This is a genomic window from Kitasatospora sp. NPDC059747 (genome assembly GCF_042732955.1).
Lineage (GTDB): Bacteria > Actinomycetota > Actinomycetes > Streptomycetales > Streptomycetaceae > Kitasatospora.
On record NZ_JBHWGV010000018.1, the window covers coordinates 43,706 to 64,276 of the forward strand.

Annotated in this window: 18 protein-coding genes; 7 read left to right on the forward strand and 11 right to left on the reverse strand. The window is 73.0% G+C overall.

What is annotated here, in order from left to right; all coding sequences use genetic code 11:
• Positions 1-88: 88 nt before the first annotated feature.
• Positions 89-793, reverse strand: a complete 705-nt coding sequence (locus tag ACFV4G_RS10725; RefSeq protein ID WP_380438688.1) for a TetR/AcrR family transcriptional regulator — start codon at positions 791-793, stop codon at positions 89-91.
• Between the two features lie 431 nt (positions 794-1,224).
• Here ACFV4G_RS10725 and ACFV4G_RS10730 point away from each other — a divergent pair, with 431 nt between their 5' ends.
• Together ACFV4G_RS10730 and ACFV4G_RS10735 are read left to right on the forward strand one after the other, a co-directional pair.
• Entirely contained in the window at positions 1,225-4,758 is a 3,534-nt protein-coding gene (locus ACFV4G_RS10730; protein ID WP_380438689.1) for a CHAT domain-containing protein, read from the forward strand.
• 32 nt (positions 4,759-4,790) lie between these two features.
• Positions 4,791-6,257, forward strand: coding sequence for a lipase family alpha/beta hydrolase (locus ACFV4G_RS10735; protein ID WP_380438691.1), 1,467 nt, complete (start codon positions 4,791-4,793; stop codon positions 6,255-6,257).
• A gap of 181 nt (positions 6,258-6,438) precedes the next feature.
• Here ACFV4G_RS10735 and ACFV4G_RS10740 read toward each other — a convergent pair whose 3' ends face one another.
• Together ACFV4G_RS10740 and ACFV4G_RS10745 are read right to left on the reverse strand one after the other, a co-directional pair.
• Positions 6,439-7,305: an alpha/beta fold hydrolase gene (locus tag ACFV4G_RS10740; protein WP_380438693.1), complete on the reverse strand. Its 867-nt coding sequence runs from the start codon at positions 7,303-7,305 to the stop codon at positions 6,439-6,441.
• A 44-nt stretch (positions 7,306-7,349) separates the two neighbouring features.
• Complete coding sequence (locus tag ACFV4G_RS10745) at positions 7,350-8,786, reverse strand: NAD(P)/FAD-dependent oxidoreductase (protein WP_380438695.1); 1,437 nt, start codon at positions 8,784-8,786, stop codon at positions 7,350-7,352.
• 121 nt (positions 8,787-8,907) lie between these two features.
• On the opposite strand from ACFV4G_RS10745, the gene ACFV4G_RS10750 reads away from it, so the two are divergent.
• Positions 8,908-9,468 carry a HEAT repeat domain-containing protein gene (locus tag ACFV4G_RS10750; protein ID WP_380438697.1) on the forward strand — a complete coding sequence of 187 codons (561 nt, stop codon included), beginning with the start codon at positions 8,908-8,910 and terminating at the stop codon, positions 9,466-9,468.
• Between the two features lie 259 nt (positions 9,469-9,727).
• Here the strand turns inward: ACFV4G_RS10750 and ACFV4G_RS10755 are convergent, their stop codons facing one another.
• Positions 9,728-10,336: a DJ-1/PfpI family protein gene (locus ACFV4G_RS10755; RefSeq protein ID WP_380438699.1), complete on the reverse strand. Its 609-nt coding sequence runs from the start codon at positions 10,334-10,336 to the stop codon at positions 9,728-9,730.
• An 81-nt stretch (positions 10,337-10,417) separates the two neighbouring features.
• Positions 10,418-11,281 (reverse strand): NAD(P)H-binding protein, encoded by an 864-nt coding sequence (locus ACFV4G_RS10760; RefSeq protein ID WP_380438701.1) that lies wholly within the window; start codon positions 11,279-11,281, stop codon positions 10,418-10,420.
• A gap of 130 nt (positions 11,282-11,411) precedes the next feature.
• Between ACFV4G_RS10760 and ACFV4G_RS10765 the strand changes: the two genes are divergently transcribed.
• Both ACFV4G_RS10765 and ACFV4G_RS10770 read left to right on the forward strand, forming a co-directional pair.
• Positions 11,412-12,098, forward strand: a complete 687-nt coding sequence (locus tag ACFV4G_RS10765; protein WP_380438703.1) for a TetR/AcrR family transcriptional regulator — start codon at positions 11,412-11,414, stop codon at positions 12,096-12,098.
• Positions 12,099-12,162: 64 nt separating this feature from the next.
• The gene (locus ACFV4G_RS10770; RefSeq protein WP_380438705.1) at positions 12,163-12,837 is read left to right on the forward strand and encodes a hypothetical protein; all 675 of its coding nucleotides are present in this window, start codon (positions 12,163-12,165) and stop codon (positions 12,835-12,837) included.
• Between the two features lie 291 nt (positions 12,838-13,128).
• Here ACFV4G_RS10770 and ACFV4G_RS10775 read toward each other — a convergent pair whose 3' ends face one another.
• The 5 genes from ACFV4G_RS10775 to ACFV4G_RS10795 all read right to left on the reverse strand — a co-directional run bounded on the left by ACFV4G_RS10775 (position 13,129) and on the right by ACFV4G_RS10795 (position 18,126).
• Positions 13,129-14,448 carry a cation:proton antiporter gene (locus tag ACFV4G_RS10775; protein WP_380438706.1) on the reverse strand — a complete coding sequence of 440 codons (1,320 nt, stop codon included), beginning with the start codon at positions 14,446-14,448 and terminating at the stop codon, positions 13,129-13,131.
• Between the two features lie 250 nt (positions 14,449-14,698).
• Positions 14,699-15,496, reverse strand: a complete 798-nt coding sequence (locus tag ACFV4G_RS10780; RefSeq protein ID WP_380438708.1) for an IclR family transcriptional regulator — start codon at positions 15,494-15,496, stop codon at positions 14,699-14,701.
• Positions 15,497-15,622: 126 nt separating this feature from the next.
• The gene (locus tag ACFV4G_RS10785) at positions 15,623-15,955 is read right to left on the reverse strand and encodes a putative quinol monooxygenase (protein WP_380438710.1); all 333 of its coding nucleotides are present in this window, start codon (positions 15,953-15,955) and stop codon (positions 15,623-15,625) included.
• A gap of 135 nt (positions 15,956-16,090) precedes the next feature.
• Positions 16,091-16,960: an NAD-dependent epimerase/dehydratase family protein gene (locus ACFV4G_RS10790; protein ID WP_380438790.1), complete on the reverse strand. Its 870-nt coding sequence runs from the start codon at positions 16,958-16,960 to the stop codon at positions 16,091-16,093.
• A 191-nt stretch (positions 16,961-17,151) separates the two neighbouring features.
• Positions 17,152-18,126 (reverse strand): alpha/beta fold hydrolase, encoded by a 975-nt coding sequence (locus ACFV4G_RS10795; RefSeq protein WP_380438712.1) that lies wholly within the window; start codon positions 18,124-18,126, stop codon positions 17,152-17,154.
• 403 nt (positions 18,127-18,529) lie between these two features.
• On the opposite strand from ACFV4G_RS10795, the gene ACFV4G_RS10800 reads away from it, so the two are divergent.
• Positions 18,530-19,165 (forward strand): DUF4360 domain-containing protein, encoded by a 636-nt coding sequence (locus ACFV4G_RS10800; RefSeq protein WP_380438792.1) that lies wholly within the window; start codon positions 18,530-18,532, stop codon positions 19,163-19,165.
• A 62-nt stretch (positions 19,166-19,227) separates the two neighbouring features.
• Here the strand turns inward: ACFV4G_RS10800 and ACFV4G_RS10805 are convergent, their stop codons facing one another.
• The gene (locus ACFV4G_RS10805) at positions 19,228-19,386 is read right to left on the reverse strand and encodes a hypothetical protein (RefSeq protein WP_380438714.1); all 159 of its coding nucleotides are present in this window, start codon (positions 19,384-19,386) and stop codon (positions 19,228-19,230) included.
• Positions 19,387-19,781: 395 nt separating this feature from the next.
• Here ACFV4G_RS10805 and ACFV4G_RS10810 point away from each other — a divergent pair, with 395 nt between their 5' ends.
• A complete protein-coding gene (locus tag ACFV4G_RS10810) occupies positions 19,782-20,459 on the forward strand; it encodes a hypothetical protein (protein ID WP_380438716.1) in 678 nt (225 codons plus the stop codon).
• The last annotated feature ends 112 nt before the right edge of the window (positions 20,460-20,571 follow it).

Genomic DNA, 20,571 nt, shown 5'->3' on the forward strand with positions numbered 1-20,571 from the left:
ACCGCCGCCGCGATCGCCGCCGACCTGTCCGTGGCCCGCCGCTGGTCCGGTGCGCCGCCGGCCCGAGGATGGAGCGGCGCGGCCGTGTTCAGCGGATCGCCGTGAGGCGGGCCTCTGCGGCGTCAAGGAGGAGGTCGAGCGCGTACGGGTAGCCGCTGCGGCGCATGTCGTCGGCGAGGAGGTCGGCGGTGGCGGCGATGTGCGGGTGGGTGGTGGCGTCGACGCGGGCGTAGGAGGCCTGCCAGACCTGCAGGTCCGCCGCCTGGGACACCGCGGGGAGGGCGAGGGCGGCGGCGTCGAGGGCGGCGAAGCCCAGGCTCTGGTCGACGAAGGCGTGGTAGAGACGGACGGCCTCGGGGTCGGGGAAGCCCGCGGTGCGCAGGACGCCGAGGATGGTCTCGACGGCGGCGATCTCGTGGGTACGCCCGGTGGTGCGGTGGGCGGCGAGCAGAGCGGCCTGCGGGTGGGTCTGGTAGGAGGAGTGGATGCGCAGGCCGATGGCGCGCAGGTCGGCCCGCCAGTCGCCGGTGGGCTGCCAGCCGGCCTGGGCGCGGCCGATGAGTTCGTCGGTGATGGCCAGCAGCAGGTCGTCGGTGCTGTGGAAGTACCGGTAGACGGCGCTCGGGTGGGCGCCGAGAGCGGCGCCGAGTCGCCGGGCGGTGAGCGCGTCGGCGCCGTGCTGCCCGATCAGCCGCAGCGCCGTGTCGACGATGAGCTCCTGGGAGAGCACCACGCCCTGTTTGGTGGGCCGACGCCGTCGGCGCTGGGGCTCGGGCACCACGCGTTCGCTCATGCCCGGATCCTATGTCGACATGGTTGTCGTAGGAGCGGGGAGGCGCGGATCTCCGGCAGAGTCGGACCGAACGCGCCGGTGCGCTTCCGACTACCGCTCCCCAGGGCCGCCATCGGCAGTTCGACACCCCGCTCGCCGTGATCGATGCCGGCGAGATCTCCTTCGCTCACACCCGGCAGGAGCTCCCGTCGGCCATCACTGCGGTCCTCGCCACGACCACCGGAGACATCCGCGCCGACGCCCGCGCCGACGACGTCTCCGCCCCTACCACGCGCACCTTGCCGGCGGGGCCGGTGAGGGGGCAGCCACCAGCCTCTGTGGACGTGGTGGTCGCGGCCGCCTGCCGGCTCCGCCGGACGCCGTGAATCGGACGTAGCTTGGATGTAGGCGACGATCCACGCGGCGGATCGACACACCCATTGGGGGTCGCCATGGGAGCCGATCGGATCCAGGAGAAGGCCCGCGCCGAACCGGAGCTTTCGTATCAGGTCGTCTCGCCCCTGCTGAGCGCCTTATCGGACCCGGAACCGGCAGTCCGGATCGCCGCGTTGCGGGCTCTGGTCCAGCTGCCGTTGCCCCGGCGGGCCTGGATCGCCGTGGCCGATGCGGTGCTGGCGGTGCTCGAACCCGGCGGCTACGGGACCGAGAGGTCGGCGGTACTGGCCGTGGCGGGCCGGGTGCCGACCGCGCGGGTTCGGAGGCGGCTGGCCGAGCTGCTCGACGAGCTTCCGGGAGACCGGGAGCCTGCCGTTGACGCGCTGGTCACGGCGCGCAGCCCAGTGGTGGTGCCCTGGGTCGTCGCCCGGACGCGGAGCGTTGATCGGGACGAACGGATCGAGGCCGCTCGCAAGCTGGCCGTGATCGGGCTGCCGGAGGAGGAGGCCCGCCGGATCGAGGACCACGGTGACCTCGACGTGCAGTTCTGGCTCGGGCTGGCGGTGGCACGGGGCGGTGGATCGACCCGGTGGCTCGGGAAGGCTCTTGATCGGCTTGCTCGGGGGGACGAGTACCTCCGGTCTCTCGACTATCCGAGCTCACTGCCCTGGGAGACCTTCGCAGCCTTCACCCCGGTCGACACGGCGCTCGGGGACTTCCTGCGGAACCGGGTCCCGGACGGAGTGACGCCGACGGACGCCGACGAGATCGTCCGACTGCTGCTCGACGCGGACAGCATGGCGCGGCGTCCACCGCCGACGCAGGGCGCCCGCACGGTCCCGGCAGCGGTCGCGGGCCTGCACCGTGTCGTGGCGGACCGGCTGGCCGAGCGCTTGCTCCCTCCGGACGGGCAACTGCGCCTCGAACCCGGGGCCCTTCCGGTGGAGGACGATGCCGCAGCGGGTGCATTGCTCGCGTCCTTGCTCGCCCGTGCGGTCGAGACGCGCCCACCGCAGGACTGGCTGCCGATCGGTCAGGGCGTGGTCGGGGCGGCCGCCGGTCACGGCGCGTTCGTACCCGATCTTCCCCGGCTGTTCGACACGCACCGTGACATCGGGCGGGTGGCCGTCGGGTTGCGGGACGTGGACGAGTTCCCCGCGACGGGACTGCGGTGGCAGATCACGTGGCTGGTGTCGCGCGCGACCGTCCCGGACATCGTCCGGCAGACGGCGAGCAGGCTGCACTCTGTGTCGGTGCCGGACCGAGTGTCCGCGCTTCAGGTGCTCGAGGACGCGATGAAGTACCGGAGCTGGCCTGTCGGTCCGGTCTTCGGGGGTGACGGCAGTCCCGCGGACACGGCCGGGAACGGCGGCGCAGTGATCGACGACCGTGAGCCCGTGCGGAACATCGATTCTCCGGCCCCGGCCCCGGCCCCGGCGCTCCCGCCTCTCCCTACCCCAGCCCCGGCCCCGGCGCTCCCACCTCTCCCCACCCCAGCCCCTGCCCCGGCGCTCCCGCCGCTGGGGGCCCCGGCCCCGGCCGGCGAGTCCGTTTCGTCCCCATGGAACCCGGCGAATCCCGGTGGCTACGGAAGCGGGGGACCGCCGGCTCGGCCTCAGAAGCGCCCCTGGTTCCGGTTCCGGTCCTCACACGCGGACAAGGACCTCCCGAACGTCGGAACCGGCCGCCTGGAATCCCGACCCGCACCCGCCCGGGACGGGGGTCTGTCGCCGGACGAGCGCGGCCCGCTCGACGAACGGTCGATCAACTTCTGGGTCGAGGAGCCCGAAACGGGCTTCGCCGCCGTGACCGCCCTTGAGGTGGGACGGCCCTACCGAGGCTGCTTCCGGGTCGGCGCACCGGTGCCCGGCAACCTGCTGACCGATGCGGCCCCGATCCCCGCTACGGACATCCCGGCGTCCGGGCTGGAGACCCGCTGGGAGGTCTGGTCCCGCGACGTCGAGCTGATACCGCCGGAAGGGGCGCTGTTGTTCCGCTCCGGGCCCGCTCCCGTCACGTTCGAGGCCGTCGAGACGGCCGACGGACCGCAGTGGCAGGCCGCGTTCGACCTGACGATCCCGCGTTTCGGTGACTCCGAGCTCCGCACGCTCGGTGTCACGCTGCGCACCGACGGGTCACCCGCCCTGCACGCGCGGGTGTTCGCGCGCGGCGATCTCTACCGCGAGCTGACCGTGACGTTCTACACCGCCCCGACGCACCGGGCGTGGCTACTTCCGCACAGAGCACCGAAGGGACCGTCGACGACCGTCGACGAAGTGGAGCTCCTGCCCGCCGAACACACCGGAGTGCGCATCCCCGTGGACTGGTTCGACCCGCTGACCGAGCTGCGCCTGTCGATGAACGGAAACACGGTGAACTGGGAGCTGGAGACCACGGACCCACGCCGGGAGGACAGCGAAGCCCATGGCACCGTTCCGTGGAAGCCCGCGGCCACCGTGGTGCAGCGCATCGCCGAACTCCGTTCTGCACTCAAGGACTTCAGAGAGGAGTTCTCGGACCTGCTCGACGACGTGGAGCCGGCCGACCTCGTCGGCCGCCTCGCTCGGTTCGAGCCGTGCCGGGACTGGAGTGCGCCGGTGGACCGCGCGGACGAGCGGCACCGCAGGGCCTGGGAGGAGGCGGTCCACAGCAGGAAGCTTCGGCGTCTCGGGTCCAACGGCCGTGCGTTGTACCTGGCGCTGTTCCCCGCGGGCACCGAGCTCAATGAACTGGTCGGCGGGCTCGCGGCGGGCGACCGGCTCAGGATCGTCTGGTACCCGGAACAGAGCGAGCGGCTGCCGCACGTTCCGTGGGCCTTGCTCTACACGGGGCCGGAGCCCACTGATCGCGCGCCCGTCGAGGTGGGCAGGTTCCTCGGGATGCGGTTGCGGGCAGAGCACCAAGCCCATCGGGTCTCTGCCGGCCGGGCACTTGGGGAGAGCGAGCAGACCACCCGGGCCCACCTCCTCTACTGGGGCAGCGCGGACGGTGACATCACTGCGCCGGAGGCACGGGTGCACCGCGGCGAACTGCGCCGCTGGACCGGCCTCGTGCTGCCGTCGGGCCCGGACGGCGCACGTGCCGAGGTGAGAGAGTTCCTGACCGAGCCCGGTCCCTCCCCGGTCCGGCTCGTGTACGCGTACTGCCAGGCCGCCGGGACCGGATCGGCACCAAGGCTCCGCTTCGGCAGCACCAATGACCCCGAGGAGGAACTCGACCTGTCGGACCTGCGCGCCGGAGCGCCCTTCCCCGACCGCCCGCTGGTGTTCCTGAATGCCTGCGGCACGTCCGCCGCCGGCCCGGGCGAGGCCAACGAACTGGAGGAGGTCTTCTTCGAGCGCGGGTGCCGCGTGTTCATCGGCACCGAGGGCGAGGTGCCGATCAGGCTGGCCGCCCGCCTGGCCGAGGTCTTCTTCCACTTCCTGTACCTGCGGCCCGACGGCCACGCCGTGCCCGCGGGGGAGGCGATGGTGCAGGCCAGGCGGTTCCTGTGGGACGAGTACCGCAACCCGGGCGGCCTGTTCTACAACTACGTCAACGACTACAAGGTGTGCGTCCGGAGTTACGCCGCGGTCTCGGCCCTGCGTTGACGGGGGCCGGCCGTGCACCCGGAGGTGCGACGATGAGTAGGCAACCATCGGACGTCATAGCGGAGTTCCTGACCGTCGACCCGGCGCGACGGCTGCGGCTGGCCGACGAGCCCGGTGCGCGGGAGCCGCTGAGGGCCCTGCTCGGCGAGGACGGGTTCCGGGAGCTCCAGGCCCTCGCCCGGTCGGCACGCGAGCCCGGCCATCTCGCCACCAGACCGGTCGACCTGATCTTCCTTCCGGGGGTCATGGGCAGCGTGCTCGCCAGCCAGGGCCAGGGCGGCATCTGGTGGATCGATCCGCGGACCCGGCACCGTCTCGACGATCTGCGCCTGTCCCCTGACGGGACGACCGACGAGGACGAGGGTTTCCAGGTGGGTCCGGTCGTCGTCGACCCGGGCTACGATGCCTTCTTCACTGCGACCCGTGGTCGGTCCGACCTGGGCTACCAGGGCTTCCCCTACGACTGGCGCAAACCGATCGCGGCGGATGCCGCCCGGCTGAGGGACGCTGTGCTGGCCGCGCACGCGGCGAACGGGGGCCGTCCCGTCCACCTGGTCGCGCACAGCATGGGCGGCCTGGTGGTCCGGACGACCCTCGGCCGCTACCCCGAGCTGTGGCGGCAGGTCGGCAAGGTGGTGTTCCTCGCGACGCCGCACTACGGTTCACCGGCCATCGCGGGCTACCTGAAGAACCACTTCTGGGGGTTCAGCTGGTTCGCCGTGCTGGGGAAGTACCTGAGCCGCCGGACGTTCCGCTCGATGTGGGGCGTACTCGCTCTGCTGCCGGCACCCGTGGGCGTCTACCCGGGCACTCGTGATGACGATCCGAAGCCCGCGGAGGGCGGAGACCGATATCCGCACCCATGCGCGAACTTCGACCTCTACGATGCGCACTCCTGGCGGCTCGACGGCCTCACCGCCGAGCAGGAGGATCGACTCCAGACGGTCCTGTCGGCCGCCGGTGCGGCGCACCGCGAGCTCCACGCCTGGCACGAGCAGCTGGACCAGGGAAAGCGCGACCGGATGGCCGTCATCGCGGGCGTCGGCTACCGCACGCTCTTCCGCGTTGCCTTCCGCAGGCGGCTCGATCCCGGCTTGCCGTCCTCGGTCGACTTCGGCTGGGAAACCATGGAGCGGGTGACCAAACGGATTCCCGGCGACCGCGACCGGGAAGGGGACGGCAGGGTGCCGCTCGCATCGGCCGAGCTGGAGCACGTCGGCGAGGTCCGCTACGTCCGCGCCGTCCACGGCGGCCTGCCCAACGAACGGCAGGTCACGGACGACGTCTTCCGGTTCCTGGCCGACGAACCGATGCAGCTGCCGCGGTCGGCCAAAGCGGCGCTGCACGGCCACCTGGGCACGCACGCGACTTCCGACGGCGGTGGTGACGACCCCGGCTACCTGGATCTCGAACCACCGTCGGACGGCGAAGTCGCAAAGGCGGAGGAGGCCTTGGCGGACGGCCGGCTGCCGGCCTTCGACCAGCTGCGCATACTCTGACCTCCCGATGCCGCCGATCCGCGGGCGTTCTTCACCACCGTCTCTCGGCTGACGGTCGTCCCGACAATTGAGGGCGCAGCCCGTCGCCGGCATCCAGCCGTTGTCTACGCTCCCGCACCACTGCGCGGCCAGGCCCCGGTCGACCTTCGGCAGGACTTCCATCCTGCCGGCCTCGGCCTGGCTACCTGGCCGCCTCCGCCAGCAGCGCCTCCAGGGTTGGCTCCGCCAGTCCCCTCAGCAGGTGGCCCTCTCCGGGGAGCAAGCACACGGTGGCGTGCGGGGCCGAACGCTGGAGGCGGCGGGCGGTGTGTCGGGAGTCGAGGAGGCGGTCCCGGGCGCCGAGCGTGACGTGGACGGGCATCGGGAGGGCCGCCAGCGCGGCGTCGTCGATGACGGGGATCCGTTCGCGCCGGGGGCGGAAGTGGCGGTGGATCAGGAGGACGGCCTCGCCGAAGGCGTGCTCCCTCGCGGTGGTGGGCGGTAGCGGGCCGAGCGCCAGTTTCAGCATCGTGCGCCGCCCCCACCGGCCGAGTGGCAGGAGCAGCAGCGAGGCCGCGAGTACGGCCGTCTTCTGGCGGCCGATGCCGCTGGGGCAGCGCAGGACGAGCCGCTCGACCCGCTCCGGGCGCCGGACGGCGTAGTCGAGGGCGAGCCGCCCGCCGAGGGACGTGCCGACGAAGGCGGCGCGGTCGACGCCCAAGTGGTCGAGGACGTCGTCGAGCCACAGGGCGTGGGCGTCCGAGGCGAGTGGAGGTCGGGCGGGGGCGCTCAGGCCGGGTTCGCCGATGACGTCGACCGCCAGGATCCGGAAGTGCGGGGCCCAGCACGCGACGTCCTCGGTCCACATGGCGGAGTTCGCCCCGGAGCCGTGCAGCAGCACGAGGGGCGGCGCGTCGGGCGGCCCGCTCGCCACGACGAAGGTCCGGCCCTGGCGCGTGGGGATGTCCAAGTACTGGGCGGGGACAGGCCATCGGTCGAGCAGGGCGGTGTACTGCCGCGCGAGGACGCGAGCGCCCTCGGCGGACTTGTAGATGCCTGGGTGAGTCATGGTGTGTACTTAAACATACCTATTAAAGGTCTCGATAGGGAATTTTAGGGAGTGATGCGTCGGCTCCCGATCGTCCTCGCGAGGAGCTTGGCCAGCGCCGGCCCGTGCTCGTAGGCGAGCGGGGCGAGGTCGGGTGGCAGGACGAAGCCGTCGGGCAGGCGGCGGTAGGCGTCGGCGATCTGCTGGTGGTACGCGTCGGCAAGGGCCTGGGGCCAACTGCCGCTCAGGGGTGGGCGCATGCGGGACTCGGCGGTCAGGGCGTGGTGGTGGGCGGCGGCTTCGGCGATGGCCTCGTCGGCCGTCCAGTCGGCGATCGGGGTGCGGTCGGGTCGCCAGGGTGCGAGCCACGCGCTCGGCGCGGCGCCGAGGATCTCGGCGGCGAGCTCCCGGGCGATCAGCGGGGAGCCGTGCAGGCCGTCGCGGTGGGTTCCGGTGAGCAGCCAGAGGCCGGGGCGGCCGGTCGGGCCGATCAAGGGGTGTCCGTCGAGGCCGATGGGGCGGTTGCCGTGGTGGACGTGGAGCAACCGGGCGGTGGCCAGGCCGTGGTGGAGCTGGCCGAGGGCTGCGTCGAGGAGGAACCGCAGGGCGCCCGGGGTCGGGTGGGTGCCGGGGGTGAGGGCCGGGTTGGCGGATGCGCCGACGTACCAGGTGCCGTCGGCCTGGGGGACGGCGTGCAGGCCGCACGCGTAGGCCCGGTTCGGGGTGCGCAGGACGGTGGGGAGGGCGGCGGGGGCGGTGAGGGTGACGGCCGTGCCCTCCGTGCAGACGACGGGCAGCAGCGTGAGGTCCGGATCCAGCTCCTCGACCAGTTGCGTCGTCCAGGCTCCGGTGGCGAGGACCATGATGCGTGCGGTGGCCCGGAGTTCAGGGGTCTTCAGGAGGTAGCCGTCCGGGTGGGGGAGCGGCCGTCCCGCGGGCAGGGGCACGACGTTCGGCAGCGCGGCGAGGGCGGCGTCCAGGGTCGCCAGCCAGCGGCGGGCGTCGAGGAAGGCCTCGTCCGGCAGGTGCAGGGCGCGCAGGGGGCGGTCGTTGTCGAGTGCGGAGACGCCGGGTACCTCCAGCGGGTCGACTTCCTCCACCGGCAGCCCGTGTTCGGCGCCGGCGCGGCCGATCGCGCCGAGGGACTGCTGGTCGAGCGTCGAGCCGACGGCGTTGAGCAGGACGAACGTGCCCCGACCGAAGCCGTCCGCCGGCGCGGCGCTCCCCGCGAGCGCCCGTATCCGTCGGCGCCAGGCGGGCCAGCGCCGCCCGGCCTCGACGGCGAGGTCGACCCGCAGGCGCCCGTGGGCGGTGCGGAGCGCGCCCGCCGTCACCTCGCCGAGCACGCCGAGCATCGCCCCCGCCGCCGGCGACGCACCGGGCCCGCCGGGCCCGGACAGGCCCACCCGCAGGGCGGGTTCGGCCTCGGCCAGCGCCAGTGCGAGCGAGCGCCCGAGGACGCCCGCGCCCACCACGATCACGTCGAGCACCTGTTCCTGCACGTGTGCCTCCTCCTCGGCTGTCGGTCATCCCCCGTCGCCCTACCCGCACCAGCCCCGCCGCACGGGGGCGACGGGCGAAAACCCTTTGTCCGTACGGGCGGTGCGGGCGGAAGGTGGTGCCATGCTGGGATTCGTCCGGACCGACAACGACGCCCTGGTCACCTGCCTGGGCGATCCGCAGCGCGCCGTGCCCGCCTACCGGGAGCTGCTGCGGCGCGGCGCCGGGGCGCGTGACGCGATACGGGCGGGGCTCTCGCACGCCGACGCGGCGGTACGGGAGGGGTGTTGTCGCCTCCTGGACCACATGGTCGACGTCGAGTCGATGGGGCAGCTGATCGCCATGGCCGACGATCCGGACGCCTCGGTCAGGATCGCCGCGTTTCACGCGCTCGCGTGCGACCGCTGCAAGGGGGACGTCTGCGCCCCGGGCGCGGACCGTGTTCTGGAGCCCGGGCTGCGGCACTTGGCGTCCGATCCGGATCCGCGGGCGCGGGCCATGGCGGCCGAGCTCGTCGGCAAGTTCGTCCACGACGACGCCCGCGCCGCCGAGGCGCTGCGGGCGTCGCACGAACGGGACCCGAGCCCGGCCGTCCGGAAGAAGGCGGGCTGGTTCGTGCCGGGCGGCCCCATCCACGAGCGCACGCGCCGGGCGGGGCCCGGTGGGGTGCGTATCGGGGTGTGAGCAATTTTCGGGTTTCGCGGGCGCGTCTGATCCGATAGATCGTGTTGCGCGACACGAGTGCAACCGACGGGCACCGAGTAACGACGCTGTGGACTTCATGCCTCGGACATGGACCACCTGGTCGGGTTCGCCCAGGCCGGCGCGGTTGATCCGGCCACGTCCGCGGACGACCAATGGTGTGGCCGCGCGTTGGGACCGGGATGCCATCGACGATCAGGACGATGTCCTTTGTCGTCGCCCCCGCGACGGCCTGCCGGCGTCAGTGCAGTGCAGCCTCCCCCGAGTGGACGGTGCGGAGGGCGCGTTCGACGGTCTCCCGGTTCTCGCCGACCGGGGCCACGTAGGTGATGACGCCGCGCGCGGCGTCATCCCCGAGCGTGCGGCTGATGACCCAGGTGGCGAGGTACTGGGACGCCAGGCAACCGCCCGCCGTGGCGATGTTCCCCTCGGCGTGGAACGGTGCGTCCAGTACGGTGACGTCGCAGGCCTCGACGAAGGGCCGGCTCGTGTTGTCCGTGCAGGCGGGCATGCCCTTCAGAAGCCCGAGCCGGGCGAGCACCAGCGCGCCCGAGCACTGGGAGCCGATCAGCTGTCGCGAAGGGTCGAGCGGCAGCCGGGAGATCAGCCGGTTGTCGGCGACCACGTCCCGCGTCTTCACTCCGCTGCCGATGAGCACGACATCGGCGTCGGTCACGAACTCCATCGGGCGCTGCCCGGTCACCTCGACGCCGTTCATCGACGTGACCACCGGCGTCGGCGTCGTGATGAAAGCCTCCAGGCCGTCCGCACGGCACCGGTTGATCAACGCGGAAGCGATGAAGCTGTCGAGTTCGTTGAAACCGTCGAAAGTGACCACGGCTACCTGCATCACAGCTCCTTCACGTGAGGGATGCCCTCAGTCTCCCCGGCGCACCGCTCCAGGTCGAGATCTCGATCAGCAGCCGACCACTCACCACGAGTGGACGGCTTCCTCCAGGACCTCCTCGACGCTCTTCGCTCGGTGGCCGATCACATCCTCCAGCGCGGGGCCGGTGACGTCGAATTCGCCGTTGCGCGCTGCCGCGAACATCGTCAGCGCGAACTCCGCGGCCGGCCGTGGCATCCCGCCGGCGACGGCCGCCGAGACCCACGCGTCGTCGTCCAGGACGACCCGGGTGATCGTCCGGCCGGTGATGCGGCTCAGGATCGCGGCGACGCCGGCGAAGTCCAGCGTCCGGCGGGCCGTCAGCGGCGGCGTGATGCCGTCGAGTACGCCGTCCTCCGTCAGTGCGACGGCGGCAGCCTCCGCCAGGTCCTCGTGCGCCGTCCAGGAGACCGGGCCGTCCTGCGGCAGGGCGAGCGTGCCGCTCTCCAGCGCCGCGCGGAGGTAGAGGCTCAGGGTGGAGGCGTAGAAGCCGTTCCGCAGAGCGGTGTACGGGACCCCTTGCCGCTTCAGGTGCTCCTCGGTGGCCGCGTGTACCGGCTGCGGCGGGAACAGCGACGTGGGGGACGCGGCCTGGTGACTCGTGTACAGGACGCGCCGGGCGCCCGCCGCCCGGGCCGCGTCGACGGCGGCCGTGTTGGCGGCGAGTGCGCCGCCGCCCCGGATGGCCGCCGAGACGACGAGGACGCGCTCCGCGCCCTCGAAGGCGTGCGTGAGGCCGTCGGGCTCGGTGAAGTTCCCCTCGCGCACTCGGACTCCGCGCTCCGCGAGCCCTGCTGCCCGGCTCGCGTCGCGCACGCTGACGCCGATCCGGTCGGCCGGCACCCGCTCCAGCAGGCGGTCGACGATCAGTGTGCCGAGGCGGCCGGTGGCTCCTGTGACGATCAGCACGGCTGACTCCCTCCCTTGTTTCCAGTGGAACGAAAATAACGTTAACACTGATACTTCCAGTGAGTGCAAGGGCTCGCTTCAAGCCGAAGGGAAGCCGAAGAGAACTGGTATCAGCGGTACCATCGCTGCCATGGCACCGAACACCGAGCGGCGAGACCTCACCCGCGAGCGCATCGTGAAGGCCGCGGCCGGTCTGCTGGGCGAGCACGGGCCCGCCGCAGTGACCACCCGCCGCGTCGCCCAGGAGGCCGGGCTGCAGCCGCCCGCGCTCTACCGGCTCTTCGAGGACAAGGAGGCGCTGCTCGACGCCGCCGCCGAGCACGTCTTCGCGGAGCACGTGGCCGGCAAGGAGACCGCCGCCCGGTCGGACGACCCGGTGGCGGACCTCCGCGCCGGCTGGGACACCCAGGTCGGCTTCGGACTCGCCAACCCGTACGTCTTCGGCCTGCTGATCGACCCGGCCCGCGCCCGCGAGACCCCGGCCCAGGTGCGGGGCGTGCGGATCCTCGCCGAACGCGTGCACCGGGTGGCCGCCGCCGGGCGGCTGCGGGTCAGCGAGGAACGCGCCGTCAACCTCATCCGCGCGGCCGGCGTCGGCACCGTCCACACGCTGCTGACCCTGCCCCCGGAGCAACGCGACCCGCACCTGGCCGACGCCGCCTTCGAGGCGGTCGCCCGCGCGATCCTCGCCGACGAACCCGCCGTCCCCGCCCGGGAGCCGGCGGCCGTCGTCGCCGCCTTCCGCACCCTCCTGCCCGAACTGCCCAACCTCAGCGGCGCCGAGGCCGCACTCCTCGACGAGTGGCTGCGGCGTTGACGCCTTCTCCGATGATCGGACCCCGCCTCCGCCCGCTGCTCCGCCGTCAGCGATGATCGTCCGCATGACCGATGAGGCGTGGCACGAACGACTCGGCTGGGCCCACGGCCTGATCGCCGAGGACCCGGCCGTGCGGGTGGCCGCACTCGTCCGCCTCGCCGCGGCCCGGCAGGCGGTCGGGTCCGCGATCACGGAGTTCAACGGGGCGCTGTCGCAAGCGAACCGCTCGGGTGCGCCGGAGCCGTACCGGGAGCCGGCCGTTCGGGAAGCACTCACGCGGTGGCGGGAGGCCCGAAGCCGTTCGCTGCCCGAGGCCCTGTGGCAGGGCGTCACGCCCGACGCGTACGCGACGTGGCCGGGGCTGCCGTACGCCCTGCTCTTCCTGGAGTGGGAGTTGCGCCACCCCCGGGCGTGGACGTGCCACGCGAAGGCCTGGGGCACGAAGGAGTCCGTCATCCGGGAGCTGGCCCGTGCCGAGCTGGACGGCCCGGGCCGTGCGAAACTCGCCGACTTCGTCGAACTCGCCGTCCGGCGCCGGTACCGCTGCAAGGACCGCGAGTACGTCCGGATCGCCCGCGCCGTCGATTCCCCCGACCTGCGCGAGCGCCTCGCCCATGCCTCCGGGTCCGCCGACCCGTGGGCCCGGACCCATGCGGGCTACGTCCTTCACCTGCTTGAGCACCCCGAGCTCGCCAACTCCCGTCGAACCTGGACCGATTGGCTCGCCCGCGGGCGCTGAGCAGGAAGTCGGCCTGCTCGACTTCTTGCTTGTGCCTTGCGCGTCTTGGGTTTCGTGGGCGGTCGTGGCCACCAATGGCTGGTGGGGCGTGCGTTGGGTCGTTCCTGGGAGCTGGTGGGGGTTGAGGGCGGGTGCGTAGGAAGTCGGCCTGGTCGACTTTCTGCTTGCGCCTTGCGTGTTCTGGGTTTCGTGGGTGGTTGGTGGGGTGTGCGTTGGGCTGTGCCTGGGAGTTGGTGTGGGTAGGTGGGTGGGTGAGTAGGAAGTCGGCCTGCTCGACTTCCTACTCCCGCCCTACGCGCCCTGGGCCTCCTCGGCGGTCGTGGCCACCAATGGCCGGCGGGGCACGCCTGCGGCCCCGCCCGGGAGGCGGGTCAGGCGGCGGACCAGCGGGTTGACGGGGAGCGTCGCCGCGAGGGCGGTCAGCAGGAGGACGGTGAAGAGCCGGTCGCCGATGATGCCGAGGTCGCGGCCGAGCGTCAGGATGAGGACCTCGCTGAGCCCCTTGGTGTTCACGAGGACGGCCAGCGTCGTCGCCTCGCCGCGCGGAACGCCGGTGAGCCGGGCGCCGAGCCGCGCGCCGGCGTACTTGCCGCCCCACGAGACGGCGAGGAAGACGGCGACGGCGAGCAGGCCGCGCGGGCCGAGGCCGGTGAGGTCGACGGACAGGCCGGTGAGCGCGAAGAAGACCGGTACGAGGAGCGCGCCCGCGTGCCGCATCGGGAGCTCGATCGTGTGCCGCAGCTCCTCGGCGGCGTCGCGCGGCATGGCGAGACCGAATGCGAAGGCGCCGATGACGGCGTGGACGCCGAGGCGGGACGTGACCCAGGCGGAGAGCAGGAGCCCGCTGCCGACGATCAGCAGCGCGAGGAACGGGTGGCCGCCGGCGCCGACGGGCAGGCGGAGCATCCGGCGCAGCAGCGGGCGGACGACGAACGCCATTGCGACGGCGTAGCAGGCGACTTGGCCGAGCGTCAGGAGCGCGTGACCGGACCCGGACGACCCGGCGGACCCGGGACCGCGGGCCGCGGCGGCCAGGCAGACGACGGCGCACCACGCCGTGATCTCGGTGAGCGCCCCGCACGCGGTGGCCATGGCGCCCGTGCCGGAGGCCTGGAGCCGGTTCTCGCCCACGATGCGGGCCATGACCGACAAGGCGCTCGCGGAGAGGGCGATGCCGAGGAACGCGGCGAACAGCCACGGTGAGGCGGTGGCGCCGAGCAGCCACGGGTAGCGGGCGGCGACAACGGCCGCCAGGACGAGGGCCAGCGCGAACGGGATCAGGACGGACGCGGCGGTGACGGCGAGCACCGCCCTGACCCGGCCGCTCAGCAGCCGCAGGTCGAGCTCCCAGCCGGCCGCGAACATGAAGAGGACGATGCCGAGTTGGGCGACGACCGCCAGGTGCGGGCGCACGTCCGGCGGGAAGAGCGCGTCGGTCAGGTGGCCGGGGAGGAGCCCGAGCACACTGGGCCCGAGGATGACGCCGACCGCGATCTCGCCGACGACGACGGGCTGGCGCAGCCGGGTGCGCAGCGGGGTGAGGAGGAGGCCGATCAGCAGGACGGCCGCGATGTCGGCCAGTACCGTCGCGGATGGGGTGGAACCTTCCAAGGTCGAGCGCCTTCCTGGGACGGGACCAGGCGTCAAGAGCCGCGAGGGGAGCGCGGCTTCTGCATTATGCGGAAGGGTCGGTTCGTCGACGTCGCAACTCGTACGTGTCGGGGGCGCTCCGGGGCCCGCGCGTGCCCGCTGGCCGGGGCCGCGCGCCCGGGCAGCGGCTCTCCGGAGTCGAGCCCGGGGGAGTCGAGCGCGGGTGAGCCGGGCCCGGGTGAGCCGAGCGCGCGGTGAGCCGGGCTCGGCCTCACCGCACCGGCGAGGCCTCGCGGGCGGCCTGCTTGACGGCGGCGATCAGCTGGTGGCGGCGGGTGCGCAGGTCCGCGGGGCGGACGGCGAGGGAGACGCTCCCGATCACGGCGCCGTCCGTGCCGAGGACGGGCGCGGCCAGGCAGGCCAGGCCGGTGCGGGCCTCCTCGACGTCGAGGGCGACGCCGGTGCGGCGGATCCGCCGGAGCTCCTCGTCGAGGCGCTCGGCGGAGGCGATGGTGTTGGGGGTGAACCGGCGCAGGCCGGGCTGTTCGACGTAGCGCCGGCGTGCGGCGGCCCCGGCGGCGGCCAGCGCGATCTTGCCGTGCGCGTAGGCGTGCGAGCGGGGGTCGACGCCGACGGCGAGGTCGGCCTGCTCGTCGCCGTCGGCCGCGAAGGTGCGCACGTCCGCGATGACCAGGCCGTCGCCCTGGTAGGCCACGTAGTTGGCGGACGCGCGGGTGGCGTGACGCATCCGGGCGAGGACGCCGTCGATCCCGTCGACGCCGTCGGTCAGGCCCATCTGCCGCTGGAACGCGCGGTGGAGCGCGGAGACCCGGTAGCCGAGGGTGTAGCCGCCGTCGGTGCGCACGAGGTAGCCGCGGTCGGTGAGCGGGGCGAGGAGCGTGTAGGCCGTCGAGAGGGCGCAGCCGAGGCTGCGGGCGAGGGCCTTGGCGGAGACGGGCGTGGGCGCCCCGGCGACGAGTTCCAGCACCTCCAGGGTGCGGTCCGCGGCGCGCGGCCCGGTCTGACCGGCCATGGGGTGCTGCTCCTCCTGCTCGTCCTCCGTGGTCACTCCAGTGTGCCGGTGATCCGATCGGCGCGATCACCGGCCCCTGGTCCAACCCCCCTGGCCTTCCGGCCCCTGGTCCAAGCCCCCCGGCCTCCCGGCCCCCTGGTTCGGGCGTCCCGGCCGGAGGCCTCAGGCCTCGCTGGGCGCGAGTTCGCCCATGAGGTCCCAGCCCTCGCGGTCGGGGAGGTCGACGCTGATGATCTTGGGCCGGGCGGCGATCGCGTGGGACAGCTTCCCCATGGCCTCCCGGAAGTGCGCGGACTCGACGTGGGCCCGGCCCGCCTCGCCGTCGCGGAAGCCCTCGACGAGGACGTACTCGTCGGGGTCCGCCACGCTGCGGGACCACTCGTAGAACAGGTTGCCCGGCTCGGCGCGGGTGGCCTCGGTGAAGTCGTGGACGATGTCGAGCCACTGCTCGCTGTACTCGGGGCGGACGGGGAACTTCACGGTGATGAAGATCATGGGAGGCCTCTCGGATCCGGGCGGTCGGTGGGTGAGTGCCTCCACACCGTGACCGACCGCCCGGCGCCGCGTGAAACGCGTGCCGCCGCAATTCCGGCCCTGCCGGAAAACGCGCGAGGTCGGCACGCGGGTCCGCTAGGAACCCGCCCGCGGGCCGCCCAGCCGCTCGAAGGACGTCCGCCACGACCCCTCCACCGGCTGCCAGCCGTACGCGGTCCGCGCGAGCCCGCCGTCCGCGCCGCGTGCCCAGCGGGGCCGGTCGGTGCTCGGCTCGGGTGCGGCCACGCCGAGCGCGCGGGCGAGGGCGGGGACCCACGTGTGCGCGGGGGCCGGCTCGTCGTCCACGACGTTGACCGCGCCGCTCGGCCAGTACAGCGCTGCGACCGCCGCCCGCGCCGCGTCCGTGACGTGCAGGAACGACGTGACGGCGCCGTCCGCGGCGAGCTCGCCCCGCCGTAGCCGCTGCTCGATCAGGCCGCCCGGCTCGTACCAGGTGCCGGGCCCGTGCAGCATGCCGTACCGCAGGACGACGGGCTCCGGCAGCTCGGCCGCCGCGAGCTCCAGTGCGAGCACGCCGTCGACGGTCGTGGCGCGTGGTTCGGGCGCGCCGGTGTCCAGGGCCTCCGTCTCGTCGGCCGGTTCCTCGCCCGGGCCGTACGCCCAGCAGATCGACTGGGCGACGATCCGCGGCACCCCGGCCCGGCGGGCGGCGTCCACCAGGCTGCGGGTGCCCTTGCGGCGGATCCGGGCGTTCTCGGCCAGGCTGCCGTCCGCGAGGGCCGTGAGCTGGTGGACGATCGCGTCCGGCGCCGCCGCGGCGACGGCCTCCGCCGTGGCCCCGCGGTCGAGGACGTCCAGCCGGACCGCGTCGGCCCCCTGCTCGCGCAGCCACGCGATGCCGCCCTCGGACCGGGAGGCGGCCGTGACGCGGTGCCCCGCCCGGTGCAGGAGCGGCACGAGCTGCCGTCCGACGGCACCGGTCGCACCGGCGAGGAAGACGTGCATGGGGTCCACCCTTTCCCTCCCGTTCGGCGCCGGGGGCCGTTCCGTGCAGGCCCTCGATCACCGCTCGCTCATACGATCACGCTAAGAGGTGAATGGACCGGATCCCCAGGCCAATCCGGCGGCAGGGAAGTGGGCCAATCGGCGGGCCGACGGGGCGTCACACTCGATGCCGTGCTCAGCGCGCCAGTGGCTCAGCGTGCCAGCAGCTGCCGCAACTGGTCGACGATGAACTGCGGTTCCTCCTCCAGCACCCAGTGGTTGGCGTTCGGCACGACGGCGGTGGTCACGTGCGAGGCCACGTGCCCGAGATCGTCCCCGACCGACTCGCGCATGCTGTTCTGACCGCCGACACCCAGCACCGGCATCGTCAGCGGGTTGTCGTCCAGCAGCGCCTGCACGTCGCGCTCGCCCTGGTCCTGCTGGCGGAAGAACTCGAAGCCCGCGTGCGTGCTGCCCGGACGGCCGTAGGCGGCGACGTACTCGCGCTGGTTGCCCGCGCTCGGCGCGCGGCCGTCGCGGTTGTAGACGGAGCCGTAGAAGACCTTCTCCCGGCCCGCGACCAGCTGCTCGGCGACGCCGTTCGCCTGGCCGTTGACGAAGGAGTCCCACCAGAGCAGGTTCGGCTTCGAGGCGACGAGCTGCAGGTACCAGGTGGTCGGCGGCGCCTCCAGGATCGCGAGGTGGTCCACCCGGTCCCGGTACCGGGCCGCGTAGGCGAGCGCCACCCCGCCGCCCACGTCGTGGCCGGCCACCGCGATCCTCGCGTCGCCGAAGCCCAGCTGCTCGACGACGGCACGCACGTCGGCGGCCAGGGTGAGGGCGGTGTACGTGCCGTACTCGTCGCCGCGGGCGGGCTGCGAGCGGCCGAGGCCGCGCAGGTCGACGGCGATCACGGTGTGGTCCTGGGTGAGCGCGGGCGCGACCCGGTCCCAGGCCCGGAGGGTTTCCGGCCACCCGTGCAGCAGCACGAGCGCGGGGCCGTGCCCGGCGATCGCGTAGTGGATCCGCAGGCCGTCGCTGACGGCGTAGCCGTCCTTGAAGCCCGGCAGGCCGCCGGGCGGGGTGGCGGCGGCCTCGGCGGCGCCACCGGCGGCGGTGAACATCGTGGTCGCGGCGAGCGCGGCGGCGGCTGCGGCGACCGGCCAGCGGCGCTGACGCTTCGTCAATCGGCCTGTGAACGGCATGACTTCCCCCGGAGTGAGCGGTCAGGTGATCGTCTTCGCTTGGGGCGCATCGTAGGACAGCAAGTTGACGTCCCGGCAGCGTAGTTGGGGGGATCCGTGTTCGGCCCTCCGGCTGCCCGGTCGGCGCCGCCGCTGGTCAGGACTCGTCGGGGTCCGCCACGAGGGGCCCGTCCCGTCCGTCGACTTGGCTCGAATCAATGGCCTCCCTTGGCGTGATCCACTCGCCGGGTGCTGCCGCGCGTCGCCACTCCGTCGTGTTCACCCCCTGTACGCGGACGGCCACCCTGTGGTGACATGTTCGCGTCAAAGCCGGGGTGGGGCAGGCCCGGGCCGGCCGTGCCCGCCCGCCCCCGGACCCGTGGACGATCGAAAGGGGAACCCCATGCTGCTCCGCGTGCTGGCCGCGACCGGTGTCGTCGCCTCGCTCTTCGGCGCACCCGCCTCCGGTGGCGACTCGCTCCCGACACCGCCCGACCGGATCGTCATCGACGTCGCGACGGTCAACGGCTCGGGCTGCCCGGCCGGGACGGCCGCCGTCGCCGTCTCCCCGGACAACACCGCCTTCACCGTCACCTACAGCCAGTACCTCGCCCAGGTCGGCGTCGGATCGAAGCCCACCGACTTCCGGAAGAACTGTCAGCTCGACCTCCGCGTGCACGTCCCGCAGGGCTTCACCTACGCGATCGCCTCCACCGACTACCGCGGCTACGCCCACCTGGAGAACGGGGCGACCGGCGTCCAGCGGGCCGGCTACTACTTCCAGGGCGACCCGCAGACCGCCTACGGGACCCACCGCTTCAACGGCCCGCGCGACGACAACTGGCAGGCGACCGACACCGTCGACGTCGCCGCCCTGGTCTGGGCCCCCTGCGGGGAGGAGCGCAACTTCAACATCAACACCGAACTCCGGGTCGCCGCGGGCTCCTCGGACCCGACCACCACCACGAGCTTCATGACGATGGACTCGACCGACGGGAGCATCAACACCGTGTACCACCTCGCCTGGAAGACGTGCCCCTGATCCGCTGAGGCGCGGCGTGGTCGGAGCGCCGCCACGCTCCGACCACCCCGCGTGCGAGCCGGTCAGCAGGTGATCGTCACGGAGAACGGACGGTCGTCGTCGACGCCCGGGGGAGTGGCGGTGCGGATGAACAGCGTGTCGGCCGAGAAGACGGCGAAGGCGCCGCCGGTCGCGAGCGCGAAGGCCGCCGTGCCCACCATGAGCTTCCTGGGTCTGGTCATGTGGGGTGCTCTCCCGTCAGACGTGAGGGCCGGGAAGGGGCGAGCCGTCCCACCCGGGCTGTCCGCAGTCCTTCCTAGCGGGTTTCCGGGCCCCGGCACAGTATCGAGCCCGTGCCCGAGTTCGGCTCCTTCGGCGCGGGCATCGGCCTGGAGTCCTCCCGCGGGGCCCAGAACGCGGTGTTCCGCGCCTACCGGTATGCGCCGGAGGAGATTCCCTGGCTCTGAGCGGTCCCCAAAGCTCAGGGGCCCGCAGGCGGTTGTCGCCGCGGGCCCCGGCACCCGGCTGACGCGTTCCCGTCTGTCGCCTGTCGGTCCCTGCCCGTAGGGTGAGCCTCCGTTCCGCACGATCGGTGCGGACGGTCATCGGGCGACAACTCGGACGGAGTGGTATGGATATGAAGAATCGTCGGTTATGGACGCGCGTGCTGTCGGCGTTCGCACTCGTCGCGGCGGTCATCGTGGGCAGCACGATGAGCGGCGCGACGAGTGCCGAGGCCAAGCCCGCGTGGGGCTGGGGCAACGGCCGCTGGTCGTGTTCCGGTGCGCCGGTGCCGGCCGGCTGGGTCATCACGGGCTACGACAGCAAGGGCTGCAACTTCGCGGGCTCGTGGTACCAGCAGCCGGTCTCGGACGGGATCTGGACGTGCTCCGGGTCCCCGGTCGTCCCCGGCTACGTGATCATCGCGCACGACCAGCGCGGCTGCAACGGGATCGGTTCCTGGCGGCACGGCCTCGTCCACGACGGGATCTGGACGTGTTCCGGCTCCCCGGTGGTCCAGGGCTACGTCATCACGGACCACCAGCAGAGCGGCTGCGGCGGGATCGGCGCGTGGCGGCACAACGTGGCGCGTGACGGGATCTGGACGTGTTCCGGTTCGCCCGTCGTCCAGGGGTACGTCATCACCGACCACCTGCAGTCCGGCTGCGGCGGCATCGGTGCCTGGCGACACAACACCGCGCGCGCCGGTCTGTGGACCTGCCCGGGGTCGCCGGTCCCGGCCGGCTTCCGGGCGGCGGCCTTCCAGGCCTCCGGTTGCCACGGCATCGGCGCCTGGGTGCTGGTGAAGGCCTGACGGCCCAGCCATAAGCCGTAAGCCGTCGGGCCCCGGTGCTGGCCATGTTGGGGAACCGGGGGCCCGTGGTTTGGGGGTCCCGACAGCCGGCGGGGGGTTGTTTTGAATATAT

Excerpts from the sequence above, each read along its gene's own strand:
- ACFV4G_RS10725 (WP_380438688.1), bottom strand. The coding sequence starts at position 793 with ATGAGCGAACGCGTGGTGCCCGAGCCCCAGCGCCGACGGCGTCGGCCC.
- ACFV4G_RS10730 (WP_380438689.1), top strand. The coding sequence starts at position 1,225 with ATGGGAGCCGATCGGATCCAGGAGAAGGCCCGCGCCGAACCGGAGCTT.
- ACFV4G_RS10735 (WP_380438691.1), top strand. The coding sequence starts at position 4,791 with ATGAGTAGGCAACCATCGGACGTCATAGCGGAGTTCCTGACCGTCGAC.
- ACFV4G_RS10740 (WP_380438693.1), bottom strand. The coding sequence starts at position 7,305 with ATGACTCACCCAGGCATCTACAAGTCCGCCGAGGGCGCTCGCGTCCTC.
- ACFV4G_RS10750 (WP_380438697.1), top strand. The coding sequence starts at position 8,908 with ATGCTGGGATTCGTCCGGACCGACAACGACGCCCTGGTCACCTGCCTG.
- ACFV4G_RS10755 (WP_380438699.1), bottom strand. The coding sequence starts at position 10,336 with ATGCAGGTAGCCGTGGTCACTTTCGACGGTTTCAACGAACTCGACAGC.
- ACFV4G_RS10765 (WP_380438703.1), top strand. The coding sequence starts at position 11,412 with ATGGCACCGAACACCGAGCGGCGAGACCTCACCCGCGAGCGCATCGTG.
- ACFV4G_RS10770 (WP_380438705.1), top strand. The coding sequence starts at position 12,163 with ATGACCGATGAGGCGTGGCACGAACGACTCGGCTGGGCCCACGGCCTG.
- ACFV4G_RS10785 (WP_380438710.1), bottom strand. The coding sequence starts at position 15,955 with ATGATCTTCATCACCGTGAAGTTCCCCGTCCGCCCCGAGTACAGCGAG.
- ACFV4G_RS10790 (WP_380438790.1), bottom strand. The coding sequence starts at position 16,960 with ATGCACGTCTTCCTCGCCGGTGCGACCGGTGCCGTCGGACGGCAGCTC.
- ACFV4G_RS10805 (WP_380438714.1), bottom strand. The coding sequence starts at position 19,386 with ATGACCAGACCCAGGAAGCTCATGGTGGGCACGGCGGCCTTCGCGCTC.
- ACFV4G_RS10810 (WP_380438716.1), top strand. The coding sequence starts at position 19,782 with ATGAAGAATCGTCGGTTATGGACGCGCGTGCTGTCGGCGTTCGCACTC.